Origin of the sequence: Cellulomonas jepli, assembly GCF_047229345.1 — a bacterium.
Lineage (GTDB): Bacteria > Actinomycetota > Actinomycetes > Actinomycetales > Cellulomonadaceae > Cellulomonas_A.
The window spans coordinates 21680-48291 of the sequence record NZ_JBFTER010000028.1 but is presented as its reverse complement, the minus strand read 5'-3'; the positions used below and the strand labels follow the sequence as shown (position 1 = coordinate 48291).

Below are 26612 nucleotides of genomic sequence, written 5' to 3'. Positions count from 1 at the left end.
ATCGACTGGCTGATCCAGCCGTTGTTGCTGGCGGCCTCGTACACGACCCCGTTGCGGATCGTGTAGACGTACTTGACCCCTCCCGCGGAAGTCGCGGCCAGCTCAGAGGCGAGGATGCCCATCGACTGGCTGATCCAGCCGTTGTTGCTGGCGGCCTCGTACACGACCCCGTTGCGGATCGTGTAGACGTACTTGACGCCGTCGACTGCGATCGCTGCGACGTCGCTGGCGAGGATGCCGGTCGACTGGTTGATCCAGCCGTTGTTGCTGGCGGCCTCGTAGACGACCCCGTCGCGGATGGTGTAGACGAACTGGGCGCCGTTCACCGAGATGGCGGCGACGTTCGAGCCGACGATGCCAGCGGACTGGTTGAGCCAGGTGTTGCTCGCTGCTTCCCAGACCGAGCCGTTGTTCACCGAGTAGACGTAGCGGATCGCTGGGCCGGTTGCCTGCCCGTTGGGCAGATCTCGGTGGCCGTCCATGACCGGCTGCCACCACGACGACGCCTTGTCAGCTCCGCGATCGCCCAGGGAGATGTGCATGTGCCGCACGTGCAGGCAGTCAGCGCCACTGCCGCTGTTCGCGAAGCACGCCGCTTCGTCGTAGTTCTTCCATGTCGAGACGTCGGAGGATGCGGACCGCGTGGCATCGGTGGCTGTCCAGATCCGGTCGTTCCAGATGATGTAGGAGATGCCGAGTCGGCGGAGCCGGATGTGGCTGTTGCCCTGTCCGTCGCCTTCGAAGAGCCAGTTCAGGAGCTGCTGGCCGTCGCTGTTGCCGGCCCGCACGCTCCAGTCGATCGCGGTGCCCCGAGCGTGGTCGGAGGCGGTCGAGCACGCCCGACCGGTGTCCGGGCTGGCGCTGTACCCCGGGTATGCGCTTCTCAGGATCGAGATCACACCCTCAGTCCCCGGCTTCACCACCCTGTCGCAGCCATAGGTGGTCTTGGGGGAGTAGCCATCGAGCTGGCCGACGGTCAGTGGGCTGGCGGCGGCCGGTGCTGCAGTCGCAGCCAACGAAGTGCCGACGAGGACAGCCATCGCTGTGGCGAGGACTGCCGTGCGGGCTCTGCTGGCCGCGCGTCGAGCAAGGGTGCTGATCAAGAAAGGTGTGCTCCTTCTGTTGCGGATGTGAAGCGCGTCGGACGCTAGCGGGGGCCTCCGACAGCGCCCCGCCGGGAGCATCGAGATCCGCTCACACCGCCGCTACACGCCCCGGTGGAGCCCGACGAGTCGTGAGCACATCTTGATATGCGAGCAAGAACTGCTATCTTGGAACACATGAGCGACGGTCAGACGCGGGAGCGGCTGCTCCCCACGGGGATCTGCTGGTGTGGTTGCGGGGGAGAGGCTGCGCTGGGCGCGTTCTTCTCTCGAGGTCACGACAAGGTCGCCGAGGGCGCCTTGCTCGCTGCGGAGTACGACGGGTCGGTGGCGCGACTACTCGCCGAGCACGGCTACGGCCGGTCCCGCTCCGTCACGGACGCCGCTGTCGCCGGAGGCGCGTGGGTGAGGTGTGCCGAGGAGGGCTGCACCTACGCGGGAACGCCGAACAGCGTCGGTGTCCACCGCCGCAAGGTCGGCCACTGACCTGACCACGGTCAGGTGATTGCTGGAAGAAGCGTGCCCCGGCGGTGCTGCGAACACCGCCGGGGCTGAGGAAGCACCCCAACTCAACTGGAGGTTCCCCGTGAAGATTCTCGCGTACCTGAGGTCCCGTCCGGTCCCGCCGCCCGAGGTCGTCGACGTCGACGACCGGGCCGCGGTGGCGCTCGCGCTCGGGCTGCTGGCCCCGTCCGGGTCGGCGGGCCGGTGAGCACGGTGCAGGGGGCACCGGCGGGCGAGGCCGCGCGTCGGGCCCGGCAGCAGGCGACGGTCGTCGCGTCGCTCGCCGCGGTGGTCCCGACGGTCCTGGCGGCGCAGGGCATGGCCGCCCTGGCGATGGACGTGCTCGGGTTCTCGCTCATTGCCGCTGTGGCGCTTGCCGGCTTCCTCGAGCTGGCGCTGATCAGCTCGGCGCTGCTCGCGCGCGCCTCGGCGTTGGCGGGTCGTCCGGGTGGGGCGGATGCGGCGGCGGTGTGGGCGGTCTCGGCGGTGTCGGGTCTGTTGGCCGGGGCGCACGAGTTCGTCGGCCCGGAGACCGGTGGGGTGCGGTCGTGGGAGTCCGACCCGAGCTCGCTGCTCGCTGCCGGGGTGCGGGTGGCCGCACCGCTGGTGGCGGCGTGGTTGTGGGAGCGGGTGCTGACCGCGGCCCGCCGCGAGCACGCCGAGCGCACGCTGGTGGAGGTGCGCCGGGATCGGCGTCTGCTCGCGGTCGCGCGCGCGGCGTTGGTGGTGCGCCGCCTGGAGGAGGCCGGTCGGATACGGGCGGGACGGGGGCGGTGGGTACGTCGGCGTCTGGACCGCGCGCACATCGCGGCGCTGCGCGTCGTCCCGCCGGGCGCCGATCTGCCGGCGGTGCTCGCCGCGGTCGGTGCGGTCGACCTGCTCCCGGCCGGCACCGCGGTGGGACACCTGCGCGCCGGCGCTCCGGGACGGGAGGTGCGTCCCGCGGGACGGGACGCCGCGGCGGGACGGGACACGCTCGCCGTCCCGGACACCGGGCAGGTCCCGCGCATCGTCGATGACGTGCGCGATGACGAGGAGGACCCTCCTGGCGGCGGGACACACGTCGACGACGCGCGCCCGTCCCGGCCAGGTGGGACACCCGCCGAGACGCTGCCCAGCGAGAGCGCGTCGTCGCCGAGCGGACGGGACATCTCCGAGCGGGACACCGCGGACGAGCGCGAGCTCGTCGGGACATCGGCGTCTCCCGCGCGTCCCGCGCTGGTGCGGGACGGGGGTGGGACGGACGGGACGACGGGACGCCCCCGCACGGTGGTCCGGGTCGCGGAGCTCGCGACCCGGGAGGCTGCGATCGTGGCCCTCGCCGCGCGCGGGTTGTCCCAGCGGGCGATCGCCGAGCAGGTGGGGGTGTCGAAGTCGACGGTGTCCCGCATCCTGCAGACCACGGCGCAGGCACCCGTCTCGGAGCGTCCCGCCGCTCTCGCGGCGGGTGTGGGACAGCGGTAACGCTCGAGCGTGACAGGCGAACGCCCCGCGGGCCATCGGTCCGTGGGCGTTCGCGTCTGTGGGACATGACCGGCTACGCGGCAGAGGCCGTGCACGGCCGGCGCTTGCGCGAGGTGAGCCGACAGCGGCGTGGTGAGGGCGCCGGTTGTGTGCGGGCGGTCGGCTGGGTCCCGTCGTCCACCTGTGCGCGGGCCGAGCCGCGGAGCGATGGAGCTCGGGCCGTGCCCAGGTGGTCGAGGGGTGCGTTGCGTGGTGGAGGTCCCTACGGGAAGTCCACCGAGCACCGGACCAACGTGGCGGTCTCGAAGCAGGTCAGGGTGCTGCCGTTGGTCGCTTCCAGGCGGAAGGTGCCGTTGGCGTAGGTGCTCGTGGTGTGACCCTCGACGCTCAGGTCCTTCCCCAGCTCAAACGGGTAGATCCATAGCGCCCACCACCAGACCCCAACCTCGCCGGGGCAGGTGCCCTGCTTCTCGCAGTCGTCGCCGGCACCGTCCGACGCCGTTGCCGGCGATGCCCCGATGGCGGTCGTGAGCGCGACCACCCCGCCCACGGCTGCGGTGCGCACCCAGGCGCGCGCTGACATAGCTCCTCCTCATGTTCTGAGCGTTCGGGTTCGCGAGGCCGCGAAACCCGGGGTCGCGGAGCGACCCGAGAAGCAGAGTGCGCGCTGCCGCGCCTGATACCCGCGCGACACTGCCTTCCGGCTCAGCGCGCGGAGCAAGCTATGCACTTAGGTCCCCTAAGTGGCTTGGCCGCTCGACCTGGAGGGGTCGGCGCGGGCACACTGGTCGTGTGGTCCCCGCGGTCGCGGGGTCGCTGCGCTGGGCCTGAAGAGCGGGGGAGTGGCATGGCTGAGGAGGCGTTGCCCGCCCGCAGGTTCGGGCGCCGGCGGCAGGCGAACGTGGCTGGGGGCCGGCCGAAGGCGTACAAGGTCACGGTCTCGGACGAGGAGAACGACCGGCTGATCGCCCTGGCGGGCGAGGCGGGGACGACCGTCCCGCGTCTGCTGGTGGAGTCGGCTCTGGCCGACCGGTCGGCGGGGAGCGTGAGCGAGCGCCGCAACGCCGCGGCGGAGCTGTTCCGGGTGTACCGGTTGCTGGCGGCGGTGTCGAACAACGTCAACCAGATCGCGCGGGCGACGAACGCCACGGGTGAGGTGCAGGACGAGCTGGTGGCGACGCTGGCCGCGGTGCGGCGGACCGCCGAGCGGGTTGACGGCGTGATCGAGGGGCTGCGCGTCTCGTGATGCCGAACATCACCCGGGGTGGCCGGATGGGTGGGCTGATGGTCTACCTCGCCGGCGACGGGCGGGCCAACGAGCACACCGACCCGCACCTGGTCGCAGGGGACCCGGCGATCATGGCCTGGCACGATGACGCCGTCCTGGACCGGGTGAGTGCGCTGGCGATCGGCCGTCACCTGGACGACCCCGCGCGCGTGTTCGGCACGCAGGTGCTGGTCGCGGACAAGGACGCCGACGGGAACGTGGTGGGCCACCGGGACGGGCACGTGTGGCACTGCTCGCTGTCGCTGCGCGCCGACGAGGGTCAGCTGACCGACGAGCAGTGGGGCCAGATCGCCACGGCGTTCGTGGACCGGATGGGGTTCACGGAGTCGGGTGGGAAGGCCGCGTGCCGGTGGGTCGCGGTCCGGCACGGGCTGTCCAAGGCGGGCAACGACCACGTGCACATCGCGGTGAACCTGGTCCGGGAGGACGGGACCAAGGCGAGCGTGTGGAACGACCGCCGGCACGCTCAGCGGATCGCGGGGGAGCTGGAGAAGGAGCACGGCCTGGTCGTGCTCGAGTCCCGCGAGGCCGCCCGCGGCGCCCGCGGGGTCAAGCCGGGCGAGCAGGCCCGCCAGGAGCGCACCGGCGCCCCCGAGCCCGAGCGCGTCACCCTCGCTCGCCGCGTGCGGGCCGCCGCGACGGCCAGCGTCGACGAGGCCGAGTTCGTCCGCCGCGCCCGCCGGGAGGGGCTGTTGATCCGGCCGCGGTTCGCTGCCGGGCGTGAGGACGTGGTGGCTGGGTACTCGGTGGCGGTGCGCCCGCCGGCGGGGGAGACGGTGGTGTGGTTCGGCGGCGGTCACCTCGCCCGGGACCTGACCCTGCCCCGGTTGCGCGAGCAGTGGCCGGACACCCCGCAGGCCGCGACCGAGGCGGTCGCGGAGTGGAAGGCCGCCCGCCGCGGCCAGCGCCCCGTCGCCCCGGGCCGCGAGCACGCCGACCCGGACCCCGAGCTGTGGCAGCAGTACGCCACCGAGATCGGCGAGCTGCGCGACCGGCTCCGCTCGGTGCCGGTCGACGACACCGCGACCTGGGCGCAGGTCGCCCGGGAAACCTCGGGGGCCTTCGCCGCCTGGTCGACCCGCGTCGAGCCCGTGCCCGGGCCGCTCGCCGCGACCTCCGACGCCCTCGCCCGGTTCGGGACCACCCGGCCCAGCCGAGTGCCGAAGGCGTCCCCGTCGGCGGCGGTGAAGGGCGCGTCCTGGATGCTGCTGGCGGCGGCGCACGGCGGGCAGTCCAAGACCGCGCAGGCGGTGATGTTCCGGCAGATGGTGAACCTGACCCGCGCCCTGTACGAGGCGCACCGGGCGATCGGGCAGGCGCAGGCCGCCGCGCAGATCGAGCGCGCGGTCCGCGGGCAGCTCGCGACGGTTGCGGCCGGGCTGCCGGCCATCGACGCGCACGGGCGCCTGGTGCCGGAGAGCGACGTCGCTCGGGCCCGGCGGATCGCGTCCACCGGGCAGGCGCCCGCCCCGGCGATCGGGTCCCCCGTCCCGAACACCCTCGAGCCGGCCCGGGAGGCCGCGCACACCGCGCCGACTCTCGATCAGGGCGGTTCGGGGCACGAACGGTAGGTCAGGTCAGATCACCGCCGGCGCACGCCGCGGTGAGTCGATGCAGGGGGAAGGGATGGGTGAGCGCGATGGCCGATAGTGACGGGGTCGAGGAGCTCCTCGACGAGAGCGCGCGGGCCGCGGTGATGGTGGCCAGCCAGGTCGCCGAGCCGCTGCTGCGGATGGTCGCCGACGAGCGGCGCCAGGCACAGGCCCGCGCCGAGGAACGCGCCCGCGACCTCGAGCAGCGAATGGCGGCCGAGCGAGCCGCCGCCCGCGCCGAGCTCGCCGTCGTCGCCCGAGACGAGTGGTGGGACAAGGCGACCCAGCAGGACGTCGCCCGCGCCTGGACGGTCGCGACCGCATGGGCGCCGCTCGACCAGGACGCCGCCGCGGCCGTGCAGACCATCCGCACGCAGGCGCAGACCCGCTACGGCGTCGACCTCGCGGCCGCCGCACCGGCTGACCCCGTCGGCGCCGACACCCGGCAAGCGGATCTCCGGGACCCCTACCGCGTCATCAGTGAGGCCCCGGTTGCCCACCCTTCGGTGAGCCGCGCGGTGACCTTCGAGGAGGCCGCGGTCGATGCCGATCGGGTCCGGCGGGCGGCACGCGCCGATGAGCTCACGGCCGTGGCGATCCTTACCGACCATGACCCGACCAACGACGGTGTCGGCGTTGCGCTTCACGACAGCGCCGAACGGCGCCGGGAACTCGCCGACCGCCTGCAGAGTGCAGGTCTCGACACCGAGATCGTCGAGGCGCGTCTGGTCGCGGACAGGGGGTTCGCGGCCGCACCCGCCGCAGCGGTCGCTAGCCCACCGCGCGCGAAGGCGGGGCGGTCGGTCCAGCAGCAGATCGGTCAGGCACGGCAGGTCGAGCTAGGACGCTGATTCGCTCGTCGGCCTAATGGTCGGAGATGTCGGCAGGCGTGGAGCGGGCGATCTGGTGGGGCGTGAGGGCGGCTGGTGGGGTTGCGCAGCCCGGACCGCCGCCCTCGAGCCAGCCCGCAAGCTCCTCGGTGAGTGCGTCGCCGGCGAGGCGTTCGAACCAGACCGGCCGCCCGGCCAGGCGACGCCCAGCGGGGCTGGGGCGGGCGACGACCACGTCTCCGCGTTCGCACTCGTCCAGGCACTCCGACAAGGTCAGGTCCGCGACGCCGCGCTCGTGCAGCGCGCGCAGCCGGGCAAGCTGGCCACCCTCGAGCGGGTCACTGGTGCCCAGGGTCTCCCCGGCGCACAGGCTGCACGCCGTCAGGCCGGGCCGCGTTCGGCGCGCTGACGGGTGCGTGGAGCTGTCGGACACCCCGGGAACGCTACCTGGATGCACTGCGAGCTCCGCCCTCACGCTTCACCAGGCGCAGTGCGAGGCCGGTCGCCCGAGTGACGGAGCGACCGGCCTCGACCCGGCGTCAGCTGGCAGCCAGCAGGTTCTGCATCTCGGTGATCTCGACGGTCTGGTCGTCGATGATCTTGCGAGCGAGCTGCAGGGCGTCAGCGTTCTCGCCCTCCTCGAGCTGCTGCTCGGACATGGCCACGGCCCCCTCGTGGTGGGCGGTCATGAGCTCGAGGAACCGCTGGTCGAACGCGGCCCCTTCCAGGCTGGCGAGCTCGGACATGGCCTGCTCCTGGTCCATGCCGTCCATCTGCATGCCGCCGTGGTCCATGCCGCCGTGGTCCATCGCGGTGGTCTCCTCGCCCCACGCCTCGAGCCACCCGGTCATCTGCTCGATCTCGGGGTCCTGAGCCGCTTCGATCTGCTCGGCCAGGGCCTTGACCTCGGGGTTGGTGGCCTTCTCGACAGCCATCTGGGCCATCTCGATGGCGCCCTGATGGTGGGCGATCATCATCTGCGCGAACTCGGTGTCGGCCTCGTTGTGCGCCGCCGCGTCAGCAGTCTCGCTTGCGGTCGTCTCCTGCTCGGCCGGCTCGGTACCGCCGGGGTCAGTCTGACCGGAGCACGCGGCCAGGGTCGCGGCCAGGGTCAGAGCGGCCGCGGCAGCGGTGAGGCGTCGTCGGGTGTGGTGCATGGGATCTCCCAGGGTGGTGGGGCCGGTCAGGCCGGCGTGCTGGTGGTGCAGCAGCTGTCCTGGCTGGTGGTGGGTGCCGCTTCGGTGGAGCAGCACGTCGACGCCTGCGCGGCTGGTGCCTCGACGGTGGGGGTCGTGGTGTCCTGGCAGCAGCTCATGGCGTTCTCCTCGGGGTGGTGACGGGGTGCCTGGGCGTGGCAGGCGGCACTCTCGAGCCTGCCGGGTGGGCCTGAACCCGGGATCGTCGTTCGATCAAGGTTTGATGAAGCCGCCGACCGCACGCCGAGCCGTGAGGGAGCGCGGCACACAATGGGGCGCGTGAGCATCCCGGTAGGCCGGCGCGCGGTCGTGGTCGATGACGAGGAGCCCCTGGCGCGGCTGGTGGCCGGGTACCTGGAGCGGGACGGGTTCGAGGTGCACGTGTGCTTCGACGGTGCGCGCGCCTTGGAGGTGCTGCGGGAGGTCGACCCGGACGTCGTGATCCTGGACCTCGGGCTGCCGGGCGTGGACGGGGTCGAGGTGTGCCGCCAGCTGCGCACGTTCTCCGACTGCTACGTGCTCATGCTCACCGCGCGGGCCGAGGAGGTCGACACCCTGATCGGGCTGTCGGTCGGTGCGGACGACTACATGACCAAGCCGTTCAGCCCACGCGAGCTCATGGCCCGGGTCGGTGTCCTGCTGCGCCGGCCCCGCCGGGCCCCGGCCGCGACGGACCCGTCACCGGCCGCCACGGTCACGACCGTCGGGTCGCTGACGCTGGACGCGGCGGCCCGCGAGGTCCACGTCGACGGGGAGCCCGTGGCGCTGACCCGCACGGAGTTCGACGTGCTGGCCGCGTTGGCCGCCCGGCCGGGGATGGTGTTCAGCCGCCCTGCGCTGATCGAGGCGGTGTGGGGCCCGGGCTGGGTCGGGGACGAGCACCTGGTCGACGTGCACGTGCTGCACGTCCGCCAGAAGCTCGGGGACAGCGCCGAGGCGCAGCGGTTCATCCGGACCGTGCGCGGTGTCGGGTACCGGATCGGGCCGGGCCAGTGACCACCGCCGCGTGGGGTGGGCCGTCGCGGTGGGGGCTGGCGGGGCGTCTGCTGGCAGGCATCGTGCTGGTCATGGTGGTCGGGGCGATCACCGCCTGGGCCGTCGCGTGGCTGGTCGGCCCTGCGGTCTTCCACGAGCACATGCTCCAGGCCGGGCTGAGCGACCACGACGAGGCGGTCCTGCACGCGGAGCAGGCGTTCCGCTCCGCCAGCACCCTGGCTCTGGCGTTCGCCCTGGCCGGCGCCGGTGCCGCGTCCTTGGCGGTCTCGGTGGTGCTGACCCGCCGTATCGGGCGGTCCCTGGCGGCGCTGTCCTCCGCGGCATCGGCCCTGGGCGCGGGCCGCTACGACTCCCGGGTCGCGCCCCCTGGCATGGGCCGGGAGTTCGACGACCTCGCCGCGTCGTTCAACCGGATGGCCACCCGGCTGCAGGACGGGGAGCGTCTGCGTGGGCGCCTGCTCGCGGACGTCGCCCACGAGGTCCGCACCCCCGTCGCGACGATCACCGCCTACCTCGAGGCGCTCGAGGACGGCCTGCAAGCCCTCGACCCGGCCACGGTCACCCTGCTGCGGGACCAGGCCACGCGCCTGACCCGCCTGTCGGAGGACCTGGCGGCCGTGACCCGGGCCGAGAGCGGGGACCTGGCGCTGGACCTTCGCCCCACCGACCCCGGTGAGCTGGTCACCGCTGCGCTCAGCGCGGCGCGGGAGCGCGCCACTGCACGGGGAGTCGAGCTGACCCAGGACGTCGCTGCCGGGCTGCCGGCGGTGGTGGTCGACCGGCTGCGCCTGGCGCAGGTGCTGGACAACCTCGTGGCCAACGCGCTGCGGCACACCCCCGCCGGCGGAACGGTCACCCTCACCGCCGCCGCGTCGCCCTCCGCGGGGGTGCGGATCAGCGTCACGGACACCGGTGAGGGAATCGCCGGGGAGCACCTGCCGCACGTGTTCGAGCGGTTCTACCGCGCCGACACCGCCCGCGACCGCGCCCGGGGCGGGTCTGGGATCGGGCTGGCGATCTGCCAGGCGCTCGTGCACGCCCACGGCGGCACCATCACCGCCGCCAGCGCCGGTCCGGGCGCTGGGAGCACCTTCACCCTCACCCTGCCCGCGACCTGATCACTCCCGCACCTCACGCGATGCGGGAGCGCTCGAGTGGCCGGGCGCGGGGGTCGAGGGGAACAGCCGGGTCACCGCCCACACGGCCACGGCCACCACCAGCACCACTAACGCCACCACGCCGACGACCCATGCACCCATCGCGCACCACCCTCCCCAGTCGTCCCCTTGTCTGCTCCCTGGTGACACGACGGCGGTCACATGCGGTGGGCCATGGGCAGCAGGAACATCCACACGTTGATCGCCCCGAGCAGGGCGATGATCGCGACGTACGGGGTGAGCGTGGCGCGGCGGCGGGCGGCGGTGCGGTACCGGCGGTAGGCGATGCGCTTCGCGGTGTAGACGGACCCGGCGATGCCCAGGGCGAGGAGGGCGAACTGCAGCACCTGGATGGTGCCGGTGCTCACGAGTGCCGGGTCACCGCTGACGCCGGCGCCGAACAGGTTGGCGACCGTGTAGTAGACCGAGCCGCCCTCGGCGAGCAGGTGGAAGAGGTTGTGCGCGAGGTGTCCGGCGACGTCGAGCGGGATGAGGGCGTACCCGAACCGCGCGAAGTTGAGCTTCGTGTCCTCGAGGTTCCGCCGGGCCGCGATGCGTGAGGCCAGGGCGAGGAGGCCGACGGGGACGGACACCGCGACGGCGAACGCGACGGTGAAGATCACGGCGTAGCTGGTGATCCCCGTGAGGGCCTCGATGCGGGCGAGGAAGCCGTTCCAGACCTCGAGCATGGTGATGTTCTGGATCAAGACGATGCCCATGATTGCCATGGCGAGCATCGACTGCTCGATCTTCGGCTTGGTGATGAACCACAGCTCGCTGGTCGGCTTGCGCACCCGGACCTGGATCGCGTCGTTGGGGCAGGACTTGATGCAGTTGGCGCACAGGTTGCAGTTCGCCGAGTCCTCCATGGTGCGGGGGAACGTGAACAGCGGGCACCCGGCGACCTTGTCGTTGCCGTTGTAGCAGACGGCGCGGGACTTGCAGGTCTTGCAGATCGCGCTGTCGGCGCGCAGCTCGACCATGCCGGTGCGGGCGTAGTTGCCGGACAGCCCGCCGAGGAAGCACAGGTACCGGCAGAACGTGCGCCGCTGGAACAGGGCACCGGAGGCGATCACCGCGGTGGTCAGCAACAGCAGGAGCACTCCGGAGCCCCACGGGGACTCCACGACGCCCCAGACGTGGTCGGCCCACGTGATGGCCAGGAACGAGGCGTCGATGATCCAGATGCCGTAGTTCTTCAGGAAGTTGGGCACGGGCCGGTTGACCCCGACGAGCTTTTGCACCGCGTCGGACAAGGCCCCGAACGGGCACACCGCGCACCAGAACCGGCCGAGCAGCACGAACACGATCGGGATGACCGGCCACCACAGCACCCACATCAGCGCGGTGCCCGCGTTGTCGTGGGCGCGGTCGGGGCCGGCGAGCAGTTGGTAGGCGACCAGCCCGAAGACGGCGGCGACCGGGATCTGGAAGATCTTCGGGTACCAGCCGGACCGCAAGGACCGGGCGACCCACGGGATCGTCATCAGGTTCCGCCCGACCGGGGGTGGGGTCAGGTCCGGACCGGGCGTCACGTCCGGGTCGGCGGCTGCCTCGGGCGGGGCCGGGGGCGGGGTCAGTGTGGTCATCGTCGTGTCCTTCGGGGCGGTCAGGCGGTGGTCGGGGCGCCGGCCGGGCGGGGACGGTGGCGGGGCCGGGTGCGGTCACGGCGGCGCAGCACCGCGGCAGCGATCAGCACCGATGCGTTGACCCCGGCGAACGTGGACAGCACCGCGGTCCGCGGCCGGGTAACGGGCGCCGCGCCCTGCTCGGCGTGCTCCCCGGCTGTCTCGTCGTGCCCGTCCGCGCCACCGGTGTCTGCCGGCGCCTCGTAAGAGCCACTGCCGGAGTCGTGGCCCCCCTCGTGCGCCAACCCCGCACCGGCGTCAGCGTGGGCGTCGGGCTCCACCCCGGGAAGAACCTGGCCCCGGGGCGCCGGGTCGAGCGTGGGCTCGTCTGCTGCCGGGCTGGTGCTCGGCCGCGCGGCGTGGTCGTGCGACTCGGCGTCGTGCTCGGCGGTGTCCTGGTGCACGGCGTCCGCGGCAGCAGGCGCCGGGAGCGCGAGGGTGAATGCGCCGACCAGCGGCAGGGCGAGAGCCACGGCGACCGGCAGCCGGACTAGTACGGGATGCATGCGGAGCTCCTGACGAAGGTGTCTGAGTGCACTGTCGTCGCGGCCCGGCCCGGGCACATGGGACCTCTAGGTCCCTCGGGGTGACCTCCATCGAAACTTCATCGACGAGGCGCCCGACCGCGTACCGGTGCCCACGACGACGGCGCGCCACGACCGCACCCGTCGCCGGTGGGGCGGGCGGAGCGGTGGTCTGTGCGCCTGCGGCTGGGGTCAGCCGTGGTGGTCGTCGCTGTGGGTGCCGGAGTCCTCGATGCCTGCTCCGGTGGCGTAGTCCGGGACGGTCAAGGCCGGGGCAGCGGCCGGGCGCGCGCCGGTGCGCGGGGTGAAGGAGATCCCGTTGGGCAGGTCACCGACCGGGATGGTGGCCGCGACGGTGTTCGTGGCGAGGTCCAGCACCGAGACGGTGTCGTCGTAGAGGTTGGTCACCCACGCCACCTCCCCGCTGGGGTCGATGACCACCCCGTGCGGGCCCGACCCGGTCGCGATGGTCGCCCGCACGTCCATGGTCGCGACGTCGATGACCGTCACGGTGTCGCCGGGCGCGTCGGGGGTGCCCTGGTCGGCCGAGAGCAGGCTGGTCCCGTCCGGGGTGAGGAACAGTTGGACCGGTGGGGACGGCACGTCGACCGTCGCGACGACCGCCTGGGTGGTCAGGTCGACCTTCGCGACCGTGCTGGTCCCGGCCAGGCTCACGTACGCGGTGCGGGCGTCGTTCGACACGGCGACCTGCACCGGGGAGTCCCCGACCGGGATGGTCGCGGTGCGGGTGAGGGTGGCGGGGTCGACCACGTCGATGGTCCCGGCGGCCGTGCCGGCGACCACCAGGACGGTGCCGTCGCCGCTGGGGCGCTGGCCGTGCGGGCCGGGGCTGAGGTCCAGGGTGCCGGTCGGGGTGAGGGTGGCGGCGTCGTACCGGTCGAGGGAGTCCTCGCCGGAGTTGGTCACATAGACCGACGACCCGTCGGGCGTCAGCACCACGTGTGCGGGGCTGGTCCCGGTAGCCGCGGTCCCGCGCAGCTCGTAGCTCTCGGCATCGAGGGCGACGAGGGCGTTGTTGTGCCCGCTGACCGCCCAGACGGTGGATCCGTCCGGGCTGGCCTGCACGTTGTGCGGGCTGGGGATCCCGGTCACCGTGGTCAACACCTGACCGGAGTCGGCGTCGATCGCGGTCAGCGTCCCCTCGCCCTCATTGGCGACCCACACCGTGCCGGTCACCCCGGTCGGCGCCGGCGTCTCGGCTGACGGCGTCGGGGCGGTGTCGCCCGCAGTGGGGCGAGTGGCGCCGGTGCTGCACGCCGCGAGCAGCAGCAGGGTGCTCGCAGCGGCGACGGTGAGCAGGATCGGGCGGCGGGTCGGGGTCCACATGGGCAGGCTCCAGGCGTTCAGGGCGGGAAGGTCTCGCCCCTGACTCTTCGGCGCGAACCCCGCGCGCCGGCTGGTCGTCGGATGAAGATCCTGTTGATTTCCTGCCGCACCCTGGGTCAAACCCGGTCAGGCGCCGGGCAAAGGCTCGAACCCGGCCGCGAGGTCAACCGACTCCAGGACGGTGTCCTGCGTGACGGCCACCACGCGCAACGTCCCGTCGGGGGCGCGGTGCGCCGCCACGGCCTGCGGCGGTCCCGGGAGGGTCGCGGCCGGCGCCCAGGTCGCGCCGGCGTCCTCGGAGAGCGTGACGTCCCCGTCTGGGGTCAACCCGACGACGGTCGAGGGGTCCGCCCAGTCGACGACCTGGAGCAGCGGAGCCTCCTCGAGCCGGTCCCAGCTCGCGCCGGCGTCGGTTAAACGGACCGGGCCCTCCTGGCTGGTGACCACGATCGTGCTCCCGTCGGGTGAGACGTCCATCGCGAACGGCGGCACCGGGACGGCCAGGTCACCCCAGCTCACCCCGTCGCTCGTGGCCTGCAGGGCTGCGCCGTCGAACGCCACGACCCCCGCGTCCGAGGCGGTCATGGCGTGGAAGTCCGACTCGCCCTCCCGCGACAGGGCGGTCCAGGTCTCGCCGGCGTCGGTGGACTCGATCAGCCCCACCGGGTTCGGCAGGTCCGTCCCGGCCCCCGGATGACCCGAGGCGTAGAAGTGGTCCGGCCCGGCGACGGTGAAGCCCATCAGGTCGATCACCGGCCCCACCCGCGTCGGGCCCGTCTCGTCGTAACGGAACAGCCCTTCGTGCGTGGCCAGGTAGACCAGGTCGTCGGCCGGGTTGATCCCCACCCCGTGCGTGTGCGCCCCCGGCAGGCCGGCGCTGTCGGTCTCGTCCGGATGGGCGTGGGCGTGCCCGTCGGAGGCGGTGGTCGCCTGGTCGGTCGGCGCGGTGGCCGGGCCGGTGCCGTCCGAGCAAGCGGCGACCGCCAGGGTCACACCGAAGGCGATCACGGTCGCGGTGAGGCGCCGTCGAGCGCGGTTCATGAGGTCTCCCAACGTCGAGGTGCCCCGCCCGGGACAGGTGTCCCGGGCGAGGCATCAGGCAACGAGCGTGCGGTGGGCACGCCCACCCGACCAGCCTCGCCCGGGGGATGCCCGGGCGAGGCTGTCGTTGCATCAAGGTTCGATGAAGCCGTCCCGCCGCCCGGGGCGGCGGGGTCAGCCGCGGCGGGAGAGCACTGCCTGCGCGCTGGCCTCGGGCCGCAGGTCCAGGCGGCGCAGGAGTTGGGCGTTGAGCGCCACCACGACCGTCGAGACGGACATCAGAATCGCCCCGATCGCCATCGGCATCACGAACCCGACGGGTGCGAGCACACCGGCCGCGAGGGGCACCGCGATGAGGTTGTACCCGGCGGCCCAGGACAGGTTCTGCTGCATCTTGCGGTAGGACGCGCGGGACAGCTCGATCACGGACAGCACCGAGCGGGGGTCGTCGCTGGCCAGGATCACCCCGGCGGAGGCGATCGCCACGTCGGTGCCGGCGCCGATCGCGATGCCGACGTCGGCCTGGGCCAGCGCCGGGGCGTCGTTCACGCCGTCCCCGACCATCGCCACGCGCCGGCCCTGGGCCTGAAGCTCGGCGACCTTCTCGCTCTTGTTCTCCGGGCGGACCCCGGCGAACACCTGGTCGACCCCGATCTCGGCGGCGACCGCGCGGGCGACCGGCTCGGCGTCCCCGGTGATCATCACCACGTGCACACCCAGGGCGTGCAGGGCGTCGACCGCCTGACGGGACTCGGGGCGGATCTCGTCGGCCAGGGCGAGTGCCCCGGCGACCTGCCCGTCGATCAGCACGTGCAGGACGATCGCGCCCTGCTCGGCCCACGCCTGGGTCTCGGGCAGCGGGTCCGCGTGGTGCTCGGCGAGCATTCGGGGCCCACCGACGGCGACGTCGTGCCCGTCGACGGCGGCGCGGACCCCGACCGCGGTGCTGGCCCGGAACTCACTGGCCCGAAGCGCCGGCAGGGAGCGGGCGGTGGCGGCGGCGGTGATGGCGCGGGCGAGCGGGTGCTCGCTGTCGGCCTCGGCGCCCGCGGCCAGGGCGAGGACCTCGTCCTGGGTGCGGGTGCCCGTGACGGCGATGTGGGTCAGGGCGGGCTCACCCTTGGTCAGGGTGCCGGTCTTGTCGAACAGGACGGTGTCGACGGTGCGCATCTGCTCCAGGGCCATGCGGTCCTTCACGAGCACCCCGCCGCGGGCGGCGCGTTCGGTGGCGATGGAGACCACCAGCGGGATCGCCAGGCCCAGGGCGTGGGGGCAGGCGATCACCAGGACGGTGATGACCCGGATCCACGCCGTCTCCGGGGTGCCCCACGTCAGCCACGCGGCGAGCGTGAGGGCGGCGGAGCCGAGCGCGAACCAGAACAGCCACCCGGCGGCGGTGTCGGCCAGGCGCTGGGCGCGGGTGGAGGAGGACTGGGCCTGCTCGACCAGGCGGCGGATGCCGGCCAGGGCGGTGTCGTCCCCGACGGCGTCGATGCGGACCCGGATCGCGGAGTCCGTGGCGACGGTCCCGGCCACGACGTGGTCACCTGCGCCGCGCCGGACCGGGCGGGACTCCCCGGTGATCATCGACTCGTCGACGTCGGCGGACCCGTCGACCACGACCCCGTCGGCAGGCACCCGTCCACCGGGGCGCACAATCACCACGTCCCCCAGGCGCAGGTCCGCGGGGGCGACGACCGTGATGGTGTCTCCGTCGACGCGCTCGGCCTCGTCGGGCAGCAGCGCGGCCAGGGAGTCCAGCGCGGAGGACGTCTGGGCCAGGGACCGCATCTCGACCCAGTGCCCGAGCAGCATGATGACCACCAGCAGCGCGAGCTCCCACCAGAAGTCGAGCTCGTGGGACAGCACCCCCAGGCTCGAGCCCCAGGACGCGACGAACGCCACCGTGATGGCCATGCCGATGAGCAGCATCATCGCGGGCTTGCGTGCCCGCAGCTCGCTGACCGCCCCGACCAGGAAAGGTCGCCCGCCGACGAAATAGATGATCGTGCCGAGCACCGGTGAGATCCACGCGATCGCGGGTGCGTCCGGCAGGGAGTACCCCAGGAGCGCCGCGAACATCTCACTGGCCAGCACCGTCGGGACCGCCAGTACGAGCGTCAGCCAGAACAGCCGCCGGAACTGCCCGACGTGGTCCCCGTGCCCACCATGGCCACCGTGCCCATGCTCGTGGCCACCCGCCGGCGCCGCCCCCTGGTGATCGTGCTCGGCGTGGGCGGTGTCGGTGTGGCCGTGCGCGCCGTGGTCAGGGTGGTGCTGGGCGTGCACCGGGTGGTGCTCACCGTGAGCCGTCGGCTCCGGGCCCGGGGTCACCCTCGCCGGCGTGCCGTGGTGGCCGGTGTGCTCGGCACCTGGCGGGGTGGTGTGGTGCTCGGGATGCGACGTGCTCATGATCCGGCCCTCCTCGACGACCTACCCGCTACGGATACCCCTGGGGGGTATACCAGCGCACAACGTGTCCCGGTGCGTGGGCATTCCCGCTCGGGCGGTCATGTCGCGGTGACCAGCACGTGGTGCGGCGTGTGGCCCTCCCAGCGTGATCTCGCCGTGACATTCGCGCGAGGGGGCACCTAGGATCGACCCGCCCCACCCTCCTGGGGCGGCCTGAGGTGGATCGCCGAGTCCTGCCACCACCCGCGGTCAGTTCCAGTCCTGCTGGCAGGAGCGGGGGACCCACTTGTGGGCATCCGTGCGGTGTCCTTGGGGTGAAGCCGGTCGAACGTGACCGGCCGGGCGTTCTCCAGCCCGAACCCGACAGCTCACCTCGTAGGCGTCTGGAGAGGTTCACCATGCCTTCGAGCGCCACCCGCGGCCGTCGCCGTTCACCGGGTCGCCCCACGACCTCTCTCGACGACCTCGCCACCGCGACCAGCGCGGGCCTGGCCACCGCTGGTCGCCGCTCGGCCGTCGCCGCCGCCGGGTCCGGTCTGCTCCTCTCGATGGTGGCTGTGCCCGCATCCGCGCACGGGTCCGGTACCCACGCCGCCAGCGTCGCCGGCGTCAACACCGCTGCGCTGACTGCCTCCGCGCACGCGCTGGTGCACACCTCCCCGGTCGTGGCCGCCGCCCCCGACGCCGTCTGGGGCTTCGACGCACCGACGCTGACCGCGGTCGCCCCGCCGCCCGTCGTCGAGGAAGCGCCCGAGCCCGCGCCGGCGCCTGCCTCGCGCAGCGCGGCCCGCGCCGCGGCAGCCGAGCCCGCCGCGCAGGAGGCCCCTGCCGCCGAGGCGGAGCCGATCGGCGCTGCGGCGCCCGCGTCGGCGAACGGCAACGCGATCGTCGAGATCGCGGCCCGCTACGTCGGGGTGCCCTACCTGTCCGGCGGCAGCACCCCCGAGGGCTTCGACTGCTCGGGGTTCACGTCCTACGTGTACGCCCAGGTCGGCATCACCCTCCCGCGCACGTCCTCCGCCCAGCGCGGCGCCGGCACGGTCGTCTCCCGCGCCGAGGCCCAGCCGGGCGACCTCATCTGGTCCCCGGGGCACATCTCGATCTACGCCGGCGACAACATGCAGGTCGACGCCCCCCGCCCGGGCAAGACGATCCAGATCCGCGAGATCTGGCAGACCAACCCCACCTTCATCCGCGTCGGCTGACCCGGTAGGTGGCCCGGTGGACAACGACGCACCGCACCAGGTCACCCTCACCGGGCGTGAGCTCATGCTGCTGGGCGCCGGGCTGAAGGCGTACCTGACGTCCTTCGACGCCCACCGCGCCGTCGACGGCGGCGCCACGCACCCCGAAGCCCAGTGGCGCGAGGTGCAACGCACCATCGGTGAGCTCATCTGGCGGCTCGAGGAAGCCGGCGTCGAACCCGGGACGAAGCTGCAGCACAGCGCCGAAGCCGTCGACCCCGCGGCCCGCGAGACCTAGCCCCGCCGGGGTCAGGCGGCCCGCGTGCGCTGCTGCAGCCGCCACCCGCGGGCCGTCAGGCCCTTGGGCTTGAACACCGACAAGACCGTCGCGCCCAGCAGCACTACCAGCGCGAGGACCACGTGCACCACCGGTGAGACCGAGCGCAGCGCGTCGAGCTCGCCGCTCGAGGTGTCCGTCGCGACCTCGGCCAGCGTGGCGAGGGTCTGGGTGTAGAGCACCAGCACGAATGTGGCCACCACGGTGAGCACCAACTTGGTCACCACCCAGTAGTGCCGCACGAGCCCCCACACCGTGCCCAGCGACTGCACCAGCCCTGTCGCCAGTGAGGCGAGCGCCAGCGGCACGAGCACCGTCCACGCCAGCGCATCCATCGCGACGTACATCGCGCGCACCGTCGCGTCCTCCCGTGCGGTGATCGCCACCACGGACAGCCCCAGGAACGTCAGCACCGCCCCGGTCCACCCGACCGAGGACGTGATGTGCAGGCACAGCGCTCCCTTGCGCAGCCCTGGCGACATCCTCACCCCCGCGCCCCCGAATCGACGGTCGGACCCGCCTCGGCGCCAGCCGCCCCATGGCGCTGCGGGCCGTGCTCGCCGCCGACCAGCAGGGCGATCACCACCAACGCCGCCACCATGGCGCCGAGCATGGCCAGGACCTTCACCCAACGCGGTGCCCGCGGGCGCTCCGTCCGGACGTGGTCGGCTGATGGGGAGGACGGTCGATCCGGTGTGGTGTCCACGAGAGCTCCTCGGTCGGCTTTATGGAACACAGTGTCACATGGCAGACGCCCTGTCACTCGGGTGGGTACGGTGGGGGCATGCCGCTGCTCTGGCGCGACTCGGTCGACGCCCACCGCCACGCCGTGCGCGAGTCCGTGCTCGACGCCGTCGGCGCCATCTACACGGACGCTGGTCCGACCGGCCTGACCATGTCGGCGGTCGCCGAGCGGGCCGGGATTGGCAGAGGCACGCTCTACCGGTACTTCGCGGACACCCGCGAGCTCCTGCTCGCGTGGCACGAGCGCCAGGTGCGCAGCCACCTGGAGCATCTGCGCCACGTCCGCGCCCACTCCACGGATTCCGATCACGCCCTGCGCGCCGTGCTTGAGGCGTACGCCAGTCTGTCGTCGGCGCACAGCGAGGAGCCGGCCACGGCCGGACTGCACTTCGAGGGGTACGTCGCCGAGGCTCAGCACGAACTGCACGCGCTCCTTCGTGACCTGCTCGGAGAAGAGAGCCGCCGAGGCCGAGTTCGCGTCGACGTCGACGTCGACGTGCTCGCCATCTACTGCGTTCATGCGCTCGGCGCGGCGCGCCAGGCCACGGCACCCGACGCTCGAAGGGTGATCACCGACTTAGTGATGGACGCCCTTCGGCCGCGTGCTGCCGGAAGCTAGGGAACCCGACGAGACCGACGTTCCGCTCTGCCCGTCGGGCGCGCGCCTTCGCTCCACCCCACAGCGCGTCGGCTGCAGGTCGGCGAGGCGCTACCTCAGTGCCCTGCCCGTAGACCCGCGGGTGAACGCGCGCGGCGCGCTCGAGGGACGAGCCGCACAGCGTGGGCGCATCATGAACACATGGACGTACGCGTGCTGATCGTGGAGGACTGCCCGAACGGGGATGCGGCGGTCGCCCTGGCGCGACAAGCACTCGACGACGTCGGATTACCGGACGTCGCGGTCCAGACCCGGCTGGTCACCACGCGCGAGGAGGCAGCCGAGCTCGCGTTCACCGGCTCGCCCACCATCCTCCTGAACGGGCGCGACCCATTCGCTCCACCCAGAGCGACCCCGGCACTGGCATGCCGGATCTATCGGACTTCGACGGGAACCGCAGGAGTTCCCGACATCGCTCTACTGCGTGAAGCCGTCCGGGCCGCGACCGGCGTGGACGGGGCAGGCGGGCCACCGGTGCCCTGACGGCGCGAGAGGAAGAGCGCGATGACCACAGCCGAAACCACTACCGACGCCACCCACGAGCGCTGCGGATGCTGCGGGCGGCGCTTTGAGCGCCGGGACGTCGTCGAACTGGGCAGCACGGCGGGAGTGTTCATCTGTGCCGGATGCGCAATGTACGCCGCACGCCGCGCCGGGCCAGGCGCCGCTCTTCGGCAACTTCAGTTCACCAAGGCAGGTGCGCTGCTGCGACGGGTGACTGCAGCACTCCGGGCCCGCGCACGCGGGTGACGTCGCGGTGCCCAGTCGGTCAGGCTGCCGAACCGCCGATAATGATTCTTATGACTACGTGGCGGTTTGACTGCTAGGACGTGTCTCTCAACGGCGCGGAGCGGAGCGTGGGAGGTTGGGGTCGTCGCCTTGGGCAGTGAGGGGTCTGCGCTGCTCTGAGCCTCTCCTGGGAGACTTGCGGGCATGCGGTGGTTCAGCCATGACTGGCACGACGGACGGATGGCTGATGAACAAGCCGCGGCTGTCGACAGGGACTATCAACTTCATGTCAGACAGATCCGGGACGTCGCGGATCCCTCGACAGTGGCGCTGCTCGGTCTGAACCTCCACGATGCGCAGGTCCACGGATACACCCGCGTGGGCGACAGCTTCGAGTGGAAGCTCCTCGTCGGTGATCGGGACGCCGGTTACGAGTTCGTCACCCTCACGTACTCCGGCGCCGAGGTGCTGCCCGAGGCTGACTGGGACGCGTTGCGACTCACAGACCCAGGTGTGGAAGTGCGGGGTTCAGAGCTCGAGCTTCTCGCCAGCGGCGCCACCGCGCGCCGTCTGCTGCTGTGGCCGGAAGGCGAGGTGTGGATCCATTACCGCGGCGTGAAGATCGCCACCGAGCCGGCGACCGAGGCGGATCGGCTCCAGCACGCGAGTGAGACCTCGGCCTCGCTGGGGGAGCGACTGCGGGCAGCGGTGACCCGCGCACGGGGGCGACCGCGCTAAGGCGTGCTTCTCCATGGCGCGCGCAGCCAGGCGAGGACTGCGGCCAGGACGGCGCCGCCGCGGTAGGTCAGGGCGAGCTTGTCGTAGCGGGTGGCCAGCCCGCGCCAGTGCTTGAGGGCATTGAACGACCGTTCGACGACGTTGCGGGCGCGGTAGGCCACAGGGTCGTAGGCGACCGGTCGCCCGCCGCGGGAGCCGCGTCGCTTGCGGTGTCCTTGCTGATCACGCGGTTCGGGGATGACCGCGACGATCCCGCGACGGCGTAGCTCGGCGCGGATCGCCCGCGAGGAGTACGCCTTGTCCGCCAGCACCGAGTCGGGGCGTGTTCGCGGACGGCCCGGACCGAGGCGCGGGACTCGGATCGCGTCGATCACCGGCAGGCACATCGGTGCGTCCCCGCCCTGCCCTGGCCCGACCATGACGACCAGCGGCCGGCCGCGTCCGTCGACGGCGTGGTGGATCTTCGTGGACAGCCCCCCCGCGGGACCGGCCGATCGCGTGGTCAGCGGGCTCGGATATCTGATTCCTGTGATTCGCGGCGTCCCCCTGTGGTGCGGGGCAGGGTCGCGGCGTGCTGATGGGTTCGGTTGATCGTGGAGTCGATGCTTACCGCCCAGTCGATGTCGCCGGCCGCGTCGGCCTGGGCGAGCAGCCGGGTCAGGACGTTGTCCCAGGTCCCGTCCCTGGAGAACCGGGCATGTCGCTTCCAGACCGTCTGCCACGGACCGAAATCCGGCGGCAGATCGCGCCACGCGACGCCGGTGCGATACCGGTAGACGATGCCCTCGACCACCTGCCGGTGATCCCGGAACCGCCGGCCAGGCTTGCCCACGTCCGAGGGCAGCAACGGAGCGATCCGCTCCCACTGAGCATCGGTCAACACCACACGACGAGACACCCTGCCAGCATCCCCGCCCGCTTTAGCAGAGGTTGGGAGACGCGCCCTAAGCGCCCGCTGGAGCCTCGAACGTCGGTGCCTCGTTTGGCCCACGCGTCGCGGATGAGCTCTGCTGCGTCAGTCGGGGTACTCGTTCTGCGGGACGAGGTTGGCGCCGAGCTTGCCGGCGAGCATCTGCAGCGGGGCGATGAGCCGCTCCCACGACTCCCTGCTGGGGTTGATGGGCTCGATGTACACCGCGCGCAGGGCGCCGTCGTGGACCAGGGTCGCCACCTGGGCGACGTCGTCGGGGTGCTCGAACTCCGCTCCTCCCATAAGGGCCGGGGCGTCGAGGTCGGTGAAGCCGCCTGCGGTCAGGGCGGCCGCGACGCGGTCGGCGGGCAGCGGGGTCAGCAGCCCCGGCTCGTCCTCCAGACCGAGGACGGGGCCCTTGGCTAGGACCAGGTCCTCCCAGTCGTCCTCCTCGGAGAAGGCCGTGTCGGCCGGGGGCTCGGGTGCAGAGGATGGCTCGTTGAGCCAGGCCAGCGCGGGGGTGACTCGCGCGATGTCCGGGATCGGCGGCAGGTCCATCGTCAGGTACGGGCGCAGCACCGAGGGGTGAGGGTCTTGTCGTGCCGGCACCGGGAGCCGTTCGGGGCAGAACTGGAGCACGATCTTGCGCAGCCTGTCGCGCTGGATCTCGTTGTACTTCACGTCGACGACTGCGAATGTACCCACGACGTGGAAGTAGACGGACGGCCAGTCCCCGCCCGGGCGTGCGGGGTCGGGCCAGCCCGGCAGGAAGACGCTCGGGACCTGGTGGTAGTTGGAGACTCCCGGGTCGTGGCAGACGCCCCAGTAGGCGCCCGGGACCAACCGGGTCAGGACCAGCCGCGCGTAGTGCACCAGACGGTCGGCGACCACCCAGCCGCGGCGTGCCTGCTCGGCGGCATGGTCGCCGGGATCGGGCGCGGCCAGGCTCGGCACGCTCGACGGCACGAGACCGTCGGTCAGCCCGAGGAAGCCCTCTCCCGCAAGGTTCAGGTACCACTCCCACAGTGGGACCAGGGAGTCGACCGACGCGTCCATCGCCTCCAGTGGCCCACCGGTCTGCTCCAGCCAGGACGCCAGCTCCCGTAGCAGGTATGGCTCGCGTGCAACCACGTGCTCGCAGAACTGCGCTGCCTGCGCCGGCGACAAGCTATCGAAGAAAACCATGCTCACCTCGGTAAATGGAGTACGTAGCCGGACACGTGAGGCGCCTAGACGTACACCGCCAGCGCCTAGCAGGTCTGTTCTCACGTCAGTCGGGGTAGTCGGAGTGCGGTACGAGGTTCGCGCCAAGCTCGGCGGCGAGCATCCGCAGCGGCGCAACGAGCCGTTCCCAACTCTGCGGTGTGGGATCGATGGGCTCGATGTACACCGCGCGCAGGGCGCCGTCGCTGACCAGGGTCGCCATCTGGGCGATTCCGCCCGGGTGCTCCAGTTCCTCCTCCCGCAGCAGGCCCGCCGCGGTGACGCGCATGAAGCCGCCCGCCTTCAGTGCAGCGGCGACGCGGTCGGCCGGCAGCGAGGTGAGCAGCCACGGCTCGTCCTCGAGCCCGAGCGCGGGCCCCTTGGCCAGGACAAGGTCCTCCCAGTCCTCCTCTTCGGCGGAGAACGCCGGTTCCGGGCCGGGCGCGGGGTCGTCGAGCCACGCCAGCGCCGGGGTGACCCGGGCGTGCCCGGGCATCGGGGGCAGGTCCGCGGTCAAGTACGGGCGCAGGACCGAGGGCTCAGGGCTTTGGTGAACGGCGACCAGCTCGGGAGGACAGTCGCGGACGATGATCGTGCGCAGCGCGTCCTTCCGTGCTTCGTCGGTGGTCGCGGCGAGAGCGAACGCGCCCACGACGTCGAAGAAAGCGACCGGCCAGTCGCCCTTGAGTCGTTTCGGCGCCTTCCATCCGGGCAGGACGACGCTCGGGCTCTGATGCCGGTGGTCGGGTGGCATGTGGCAGACGGCCCAGCGAGCGCCCTGCACGAGCCGAGCCAAGACCAGGCGCGCATAGTGGACCAGCCGGTCGGCGACCACCCATGCACTGCGCGCGCGCTCCAGGTCCTCGGGGAGGCCTGGACCGAACAGCTTCGGGAGCGTCGACGGCATCAGACCTTCAGTCAGGCCGAGGAAGTCAGCGCTGATCAGGTCGCAGTACCACTCCCACAGCGGGACTAGCGAGTCGACAGACGCATCCATCGCGTCCAACGGGCCGCCGGTCTGATCCAGCCATGACGCCAGTTGCCGCAGCAGATACGGCTCCCGCGCCCCCACATGGGCGCAGAACTCCGCCGCCCGCTCGGGCGACAGGCGGTAGAAGTCCACTTGGACTCACTCGGTCGCTGCGCACCCGAACATGAGGGTCGCGCTCGACGTGCGGCGCCGATAATGGACCTTATGACATGCTTTGCGTGACCGTTTGCGTTCGATCGAACGGCGCGCCCCCGGAAGAGCCCGTGGTTTGAAGCGCGGTGATCGGTCGACTATTCGTCAGCGCGACTTCCTTCGCCGCCTGTGGGCTCTTCGCCGAAGATGCCAAAATCAAACTCTAAGTCAAGATCATCGATCGTAAAAAAACGTTCAGAATCGACGGGTCCGTTCGACGAGGCCAGATGAGCGACCCTGTTGCCAACTTGCTCGAGTGCTTCAGACACCGACGGCCGGGCATCGCCCTCCACCGCTAGCGATCCTAGTGCGGGGTAGATCTCGGACGCGGATTGCAAAGCGGTAACGGCGGCTGCGGTGAGGTCATCGTCAGTGTCGCATACATGGCCTTCGCGGATTCGTGTGACCAAGTCGGCCAGGAACACCAGATCTTCATCGGCGTTACCTCTAGCTGTCCACTTGATCTCCTTCTGTAGCGCCTTGATCAACTCGGCCGCGGCATCCGCAGACAACTTTCCGCCCCAGAGTATCGACCAAGGTGTGAATGCGCTCGAGTAGAGCGCATCGCGTATGGCGTGATTTCGACTATTTCCTCCCCGCATGACGTTGCAGGTCCAGGTTGTCAAAGCATCGGACGGGCCGAAAAGTACGATCTTGTCAATTAGGCTGGGGACCATGGTGGAACTGAGAGTTGCTGCATTCAGGACGCTCTGGAATCGCTCACCCGCGTCGTCTCTAACTGATGCCGGCAACCGTCGTTCCAGGAAGCGTCTCGACGCGGTCATGATCTCCCCGAAGCCGCCGCCGCCGCTTAAAACTATGTTCTCGGGCAAATAGTCGCCTAGCGCAGGTGCTCGCTGGACGCGTTTCGGGATGCGTGCTAGTAGCGCCGTGGACGCGAACATCGGGTCGCCTGTGCCTGGGATCGAATCCCCTCCTGCGCGCGTCGCCAACTCGAGAAGAAAATCGGCAAGCAGCTTGGTTCGGTCCTCCGTGTTGAACTCCCCACGAGGATCTAGCGTGATGGGAGTAAGTCCGACATCGCGAAACAGCGCATCCTGGACGGGGTTAGGGGAAGTCTTTACGATGTATGACGCGCGACGATCGTCAGGCGGGATGTCCTGCATCATCTGCATTAGTTTGAACCAGATCAACCGGATGTTTACATCTCGAAAACTGTATCCCATGAATAGCACGCTTCGTCCGAGTATGTCCGACCGAAACTTAAGGTCCATCGGTGACTCGAGATCTAGGCGGCGGTAATATGCGGATTCAGTTAGCACCAGCGTGTTCTCGTGGCGAAGGTCACCGTGGTACTTAACGATCTGAACTCGGTCGCTCCCGGAATTGGCGACATCTTTGGGGAGGGCTACGACTGATGTGGGTACGCCCAACGCGCGGTAACTTTGCTCGATCAGGTCGTCGTAGTTGGTGGTGTAAATTTGAGGCGCACCCAGATTCACCAGCTCCGTGTGACATGAGGATGATGTGGGGGGCGGGGTGCGTCCGAGCATTCCCTCGATGACATGGCGCAAAGGGCCGATCCGCTTATCGGACTTGATGTATAAGAACTCGGCTATCTGGAGGTAGTCGCCGTTTGCCATCGTCTTGATCTGATCAAAGTCGAGCCCGGAGTCGACTTCCTCCGCCAAGCCTCGGAGTAGAGACTCCCAATCGGGCATGCCCAGGCCCGCTGAGAACCCTGCGCCAACAAACGGAATCACTCTGCGGTCATGCACTGCGGATACGAGGTCGTCCGGCACGTCGAGACGAAGTCGTGGGCGAGGTCGCGGCTCGGTCATAGACGATCATCTCCACATGCGGGTGTCGGTGTCGACCTCGCG

Annotated in this window: 28 protein-coding genes, 1 pseudogene and 1 riboswitch; of the genes and pseudogenes, 14 read left to right on the top strand and 15 right to left on the bottom strand. The window is 71.3% G+C overall.

Translation table 11 applies throughout. From position 1 onward, the window contains the following. The coding region (locus tag AB6N24_RS09030; RefSeq protein WP_489672055.1) for a VldE C-terminal domain-containing protein at positions 1 to 1040 on the bottom strand (1040 nt) is incomplete at its 3' end. A 240-nt stretch (positions 1041 to 1280) separates the two neighbouring features. Here AB6N24_RS09030 and AB6N24_RS09025 point away from each other — a divergent pair. The 3 genes from AB6N24_RS09025 (at position 1281) to AB6N24_RS09015 (ending at position 3071) form a co-directional block, all read left to right on the top strand. Further along, entirely contained in the window at positions 1281 to 1589 is a 309-nt protein-coding gene (locus tag AB6N24_RS09025; RefSeq protein ID WP_412869066.1) for a hypothetical protein, read from the top strand. A gap of 100 nt (positions 1590 to 1689) precedes the next feature. Then, positions 1690 to 1815 carry a hypothetical protein gene (locus AB6N24_RS09020; RefSeq protein WP_412869065.1) on the top strand — a complete coding sequence of 42 codons (126 nt, stop codon included), beginning with the start codon at positions 1690 to 1692 and terminating at the stop codon, positions 1813 to 1815. Then, a complete protein-coding gene (locus AB6N24_RS09015) occupies positions 1812 to 3071 on the top strand; it encodes a helix-turn-helix domain-containing protein (RefSeq protein ID WP_412869064.1) in 1260 nt (419 codons plus the stop codon). Before AB6N24_RS09020 ends, AB6N24_RS09015 begins: the two co-directional genes overlap by 4 nt. A 262-nt stretch (positions 3072 to 3333) precedes the next feature. Here the strand turns inward: AB6N24_RS09015 and AB6N24_RS09010 are convergent, their stop codons facing one another. Further along, positions 3334 to 3654: a hypothetical protein gene (locus tag AB6N24_RS09010; RefSeq protein ID WP_412869063.1), complete on the bottom strand. Its 321-nt coding sequence runs from the start codon at positions 3652 to 3654 to the stop codon at positions 3334 to 3336. 264 nt (positions 3655 to 3918) lie between these two features. On the opposite strand from AB6N24_RS09010, the gene AB6N24_RS09005 reads away from it, so the two are divergent. Genes AB6N24_RS09005 through AB6N24_RS08995 form a run of 3 tightly spaced genes read left to right on the top strand, consistent with a single transcriptional unit; the run spans position 3919 to position 6802 of the window. Beyond that, positions 3919 to 4317 (top strand): MobC family plasmid mobilization relaxosome protein, encoded by a 399-nt coding sequence (locus AB6N24_RS09005; protein ID WP_412869062.1) that lies wholly within the window; start codon positions 3919 to 3921, stop codon positions 4315 to 4317. A gap of 26 nt (positions 4318 to 4343) precedes the next feature. Beyond that, positions 4344 to 5930: a relaxase/mobilization nuclease domain-containing protein gene (locus tag AB6N24_RS09000; RefSeq protein WP_412869061.1), complete on the top strand. Its 1587-nt coding sequence runs from the start codon at positions 4344 to 4346 to the stop codon at positions 5928 to 5930. 59 nt (positions 5931 to 5989) lie between these two features. Next, positions 5990 to 6802 (top strand): hypothetical protein, encoded by an 813-nt coding sequence (locus tag AB6N24_RS08995; RefSeq protein ID WP_412869060.1) that lies wholly within the window; start codon positions 5990 to 5992, stop codon positions 6800 to 6802. Positions 6803 to 6815: 13 nt separating this feature from the next. Here AB6N24_RS08995 and AB6N24_RS08990 read toward each other — a convergent pair whose 3' ends face one another. Together AB6N24_RS08990 and AB6N24_RS08985 are read right to left on the bottom strand one after the other, a co-directional pair. After that, on the bottom strand, positions 6816 to 7214 hold the full coding sequence (locus tag AB6N24_RS08990; protein ID WP_412869059.1) for a hypothetical protein: 399 nt from the start codon (positions 7212 to 7214) through the stop codon (positions 6816 to 6818). 106 nt (positions 7215 to 7320) lie between these two features. Beyond that, positions 7321 to 7938 (bottom strand): DUF305 domain-containing protein, encoded by a 618-nt coding sequence (locus AB6N24_RS08985; protein WP_412869058.1) that lies wholly within the window; start codon positions 7936 to 7938, stop codon positions 7321 to 7323. Positions 7939 to 7983: 45 nt separating this feature from the next. Between AB6N24_RS08985 and AB6N24_RS08980 the strand changes: the two genes are divergently transcribed. The 3 genes from AB6N24_RS08980 to AB6N24_RS08970 all read left to right on the top strand — a co-directional run bounded on the left by AB6N24_RS08980 (position 7984) and on the right by AB6N24_RS08970 (position 10091). Then, on the top strand, positions 7984 to 8118 hold the full coding sequence (locus tag AB6N24_RS08980) for a hypothetical protein (protein WP_412869057.1): 135 nt from the start codon (positions 7984 to 7986) through the stop codon (positions 8116 to 8118). Positions 8119 to 8247: 129 nt separating this feature from the next. Next, positions 8248 to 8973, top strand: a complete 726-nt coding sequence (locus AB6N24_RS08975) for a response regulator (protein ID WP_412869056.1) — start codon at positions 8248 to 8250, stop codon at positions 8971 to 8973. A 71-nt stretch (positions 8974 to 9044) separates the two neighbouring features. After that, on the top strand, positions 9045 to 10091 hold the full coding sequence (locus AB6N24_RS08970; protein WP_412869069.1) for a sensor histidine kinase: 1047 nt from the start codon (positions 9045 to 9047) through the stop codon (positions 10089 to 10091). Positions 10092 to 10288: 197 nt separating this feature from the next. Here AB6N24_RS08970 and AB6N24_RS08965 read toward each other — a convergent pair whose 3' ends face one another. The 5 genes from AB6N24_RS08965 to AB6N24_RS08945 form a co-directional block, all read right to left on the bottom strand. After that, complete coding sequence (locus AB6N24_RS08965) at positions 10289 to 11719, bottom strand: 4Fe-4S binding protein (RefSeq protein WP_412869055.1); 1431 nt, start codon at positions 11717 to 11719, stop codon at positions 10289 to 10291. A 20-nt stretch (positions 11720 to 11739) separates the two neighbouring features. Continuing rightward, positions 11740 to 12264 carry a hypothetical protein gene (locus AB6N24_RS08960; RefSeq protein ID WP_412869054.1) on the bottom strand — a complete coding sequence of 175 codons (525 nt, stop codon included), beginning with the start codon at positions 12262 to 12264 and terminating at the stop codon, positions 11740 to 11742. Positions 12265 to 12474: 210 nt separating this feature from the next. Next, positions 12475 to 13629, bottom strand: a complete 1155-nt coding sequence (locus AB6N24_RS08955; protein ID WP_412869053.1) for a YVTN family beta-propeller repeat protein — start codon at positions 13627 to 13629, stop codon at positions 12475 to 12477. Between the two features lie 126 nt (positions 13630 to 13755). Next, positions 13756 to 14670 carry a F510_1955 family glycosylhydrolase gene (locus tag AB6N24_RS08950; protein ID WP_412869052.1) on the bottom strand — a complete coding sequence of 305 codons (915 nt, stop codon included), beginning with the start codon at positions 14668 to 14670 and terminating at the stop codon, positions 13756 to 13758. Positions 14671 to 14844: 174 nt separating this feature from the next. Beyond that, positions 14845 to 17082 carry a heavy metal translocating P-type ATPase gene (locus AB6N24_RS08945; RefSeq protein ID WP_412869051.1) on the bottom strand — a complete coding sequence of 746 codons (2238 nt, stop codon included), beginning with the start codon at positions 17080 to 17082 and terminating at the stop codon, positions 14845 to 14847. 214 nt (positions 17083 to 17296) lie between these two features. After that, positions 17297 to 17478: riboswitch (cyclic di-AMP (ydaO/yuaA leader) on the top strand. Positions 17479 to 17630: 152 nt separating this feature from the next. Here AB6N24_RS08945 and AB6N24_RS08940 point away from each other — a divergent pair. Next, positions 17631 to 18287: a C40 family peptidase gene (locus AB6N24_RS08940; protein ID WP_412869050.1), complete on the top strand. Its 657-nt coding sequence runs from the start codon at positions 17631 to 17633 to the stop codon at positions 18285 to 18287. A gap of 16 nt (positions 18288 to 18303) precedes the next feature. Beyond that, complete coding sequence (locus tag AB6N24_RS08935) at positions 18304 to 18564, top strand: hypothetical protein (RefSeq protein ID WP_412869049.1); 261 nt, start codon at positions 18304 to 18306, stop codon at positions 18562 to 18564. Between the two features lie 11 nt (positions 18565 to 18575). On the opposite strand, the gene AB6N24_RS08930 is transcribed toward AB6N24_RS08935, so the two are convergent. Beyond that, on the bottom strand, positions 18576 to 19085 hold the full coding sequence (locus tag AB6N24_RS08930) for a DUF2269 domain-containing protein (protein ID WP_412869048.1): 510 nt from the start codon (positions 19083 to 19085) through the stop codon (positions 18576 to 18578). A 2-nt stretch (positions 19086 to 19087) separates the two neighbouring features. Next, positions 19088 to 19216 carry a hypothetical protein gene (locus AB6N24_RS08925; RefSeq protein WP_412869047.1) on the bottom strand — a complete coding sequence of 43 codons (129 nt, stop codon included), beginning with the start codon at positions 19214 to 19216 and terminating at the stop codon, positions 19088 to 19090. 171 nt (positions 19217 to 19387) lie between these two features. On the opposite strand from AB6N24_RS08925, the gene AB6N24_RS08920 reads away from it, so the two are divergent. The 3 genes from AB6N24_RS08920 to AB6N24_RS08910 all read left to right on the top strand — a co-directional run bounded on the left by AB6N24_RS08920 (position 19388) and on the right by AB6N24_RS08910 (position 21472). After that, complete coding sequence (locus tag AB6N24_RS08920) at positions 19388 to 19966, top strand: TetR/AcrR family transcriptional regulator (protein WP_412869046.1); 579 nt, start codon at positions 19388 to 19390, stop codon at positions 19964 to 19966. A gap of 180 nt (positions 19967 to 20146) precedes the next feature. Beyond that, a complete protein-coding gene (locus AB6N24_RS08915; RefSeq protein WP_412869045.1) occupies positions 20147 to 20488 on the top strand; it encodes a hypothetical protein in 342 nt (113 codons plus the stop codon). Between the two features lie 450 nt (positions 20489 to 20938). Further along, a complete protein-coding gene (locus tag AB6N24_RS08910) occupies positions 20939 to 21472 on the top strand; it encodes a hypothetical protein (RefSeq protein ID WP_412869044.1) in 534 nt (177 codons plus the stop codon). Here AB6N24_RS08910 and AB6N24_RS08905 read toward each other — a convergent pair. The 4 genes and pseudogenes from AB6N24_RS08905 to AB6N24_RS08890 form a co-directional block, all read right to left on the bottom strand. Further along, positions 21469 to 22370 (bottom strand): annotated as a pseudogene (locus AB6N24_RS08905) (IS5 family transposase). The gene AB6N24_RS08910 and the pseudogene AB6N24_RS08905 overlap by 4 nt on opposite strands. Positions 22371 to 22487: 117 nt before the next feature. Continuing rightward, the gene (locus AB6N24_RS08900) at positions 22488 to 23567 is read right to left on the bottom strand and encodes a hypothetical protein (protein WP_412869043.1); all 1080 of its coding nucleotides are present in this window, start codon (positions 23565 to 23567) and stop codon (positions 22488 to 22490) included. Between the two features lie 85 nt (positions 23568 to 23652). Continuing rightward, positions 23653 to 24708, bottom strand: a complete 1056-nt coding sequence (locus AB6N24_RS08895; protein ID WP_412869042.1) for a hypothetical protein — start codon at positions 24706 to 24708, stop codon at positions 23653 to 23655. 158 nt (positions 24709 to 24866) lie between these two features. Next, positions 24867 to 26570, bottom strand: a complete 1704-nt coding sequence (locus AB6N24_RS08890) for an SIR2 family protein (protein WP_412869041.1) — start codon at positions 26568 to 26570, stop codon at positions 24867 to 24869. Between the last annotated feature and the right edge of the window lie 42 nt (positions 26571 to 26612).

Bases quoted from the DNA above. Each gene is read 5' to 3' on its own strand.
- AB6N24_RS09005 (WP_412869062.1), top strand. From the start codon at position 3,919: ATGGCTGAGGAGGCGTTGCCCGCCCGCAGGTTCGGGCGCCGGCGGCAG.
- AB6N24_RS09010 (WP_412869063.1), bottom strand. From the start codon at position 3,654: ATGTCAGCGCGCGCCTGGGTGCGCACCGCAGCCGTGGGCGGGGTGGTC.
- AB6N24_RS08970 (WP_412869069.1), top strand. From the start codon at position 9,045: ATGGTGGTCGGGGCGATCACCGCCTGGGCCGTCGCGTGGCTGGTCGGC.
- AB6N24_RS08945 (WP_412869051.1), bottom strand. From the start codon at position 17,082: ATGAGCACGTCGCATCCCGAGCACCACACCACCCCGCCAGGTGCCGAG.
- AB6N24_RS08975 (WP_412869056.1), top strand. From the start codon at position 8,248: ATGGGGCGCGTGAGCATCCCGGTAGGCCGGCGCGCGGTCGTGGTCGAT.
- AB6N24_RS09000 (WP_412869061.1), top strand. From the start codon at position 4,344: ATGGGTGGGCTGATGGTCTACCTCGCCGGCGACGGGCGGGCCAACGAG.
- AB6N24_RS08925 (WP_412869047.1), bottom strand. From the start codon at position 19,216: ATGCTCGGCGCCATGGTGGCGGCGTTGGTGGTGATCGCCCTGCTGGTC.
- AB6N24_RS08965 (WP_412869055.1), bottom strand. From the start codon at position 11,719: ATGACCACACTGACCCCGCCCCCGGCCCCGCCCGAGGCAGCCGCCGAC.
- AB6N24_RS08910 (WP_412869044.1), top strand. From the start codon at position 20,939: ATGCGGTGGTTCAGCCATGACTGGCACGACGGACGGATGGCTGATGAA.
- AB6N24_RS08890 (WP_412869041.1), bottom strand. From the start codon at position 26,570: ATGACCGAGCCGCGACCTCGCCCACGACTTCGTCTCGACGTGCCGGAC.
- AB6N24_RS08920 (WP_412869046.1), top strand. From the start codon at position 19,388: ATGCCGCTGCTCTGGCGCGACTCGGTCGACGCCCACCGCCACGCCGTG.
- AB6N24_RS08940 (WP_412869050.1), top strand. From the start codon at position 17,631: ATGGTGGCTGTGCCCGCATCCGCGCACGGGTCCGGTACCCACGCCGCC.
- AB6N24_RS08915 (WP_412869045.1), top strand. From the start codon at position 20,147: ATGGACGTACGCGTGCTGATCGTGGAGGACTGCCCGAACGGGGATGCG.
- AB6N24_RS09025 (WP_412869066.1), top strand. From the start codon at position 1,281: ATGAGCGACGGTCAGACGCGGGAGCGGCTGCTCCCCACGGGGATCTGC.
- AB6N24_RS08930 (WP_412869048.1), bottom strand. From the start codon at position 19,085: ATGTCGCCAGGGCTGCGCAAGGGAGCGCTGTGCCTGCACATCACGTCC.
- AB6N24_RS08985 (WP_412869058.1), bottom strand. From the start codon at position 7,938: ATGCACCACACCCGACGACGCCTCACCGCTGCCGCGGCCGCTCTGACC.
- AB6N24_RS08950 (WP_412869052.1), bottom strand. From the start codon at position 14,670: ATGAACCGCGCTCGACGGCGCCTCACCGCGACCGTGATCGCCTTCGGT.
- AB6N24_RS08955 (WP_412869053.1), bottom strand. From the start codon at position 13,629: ATGTGGACCCCGACCCGCCGCCCGATCCTGCTCACCGTCGCCGCTGCG.
- AB6N24_RS08900 (WP_412869043.1), bottom strand. From the start codon at position 23,567: ATGGTTTTCTTCGATAGCTTGTCGCCGGCGCAGGCAGCGCAGTTCTGC.
- AB6N24_RS08960 (WP_412869054.1), bottom strand. From the start codon at position 12,264: ATGCATCCCGTACTAGTCCGGCTGCCGGTCGCCGTGGCTCTCGCCCTG.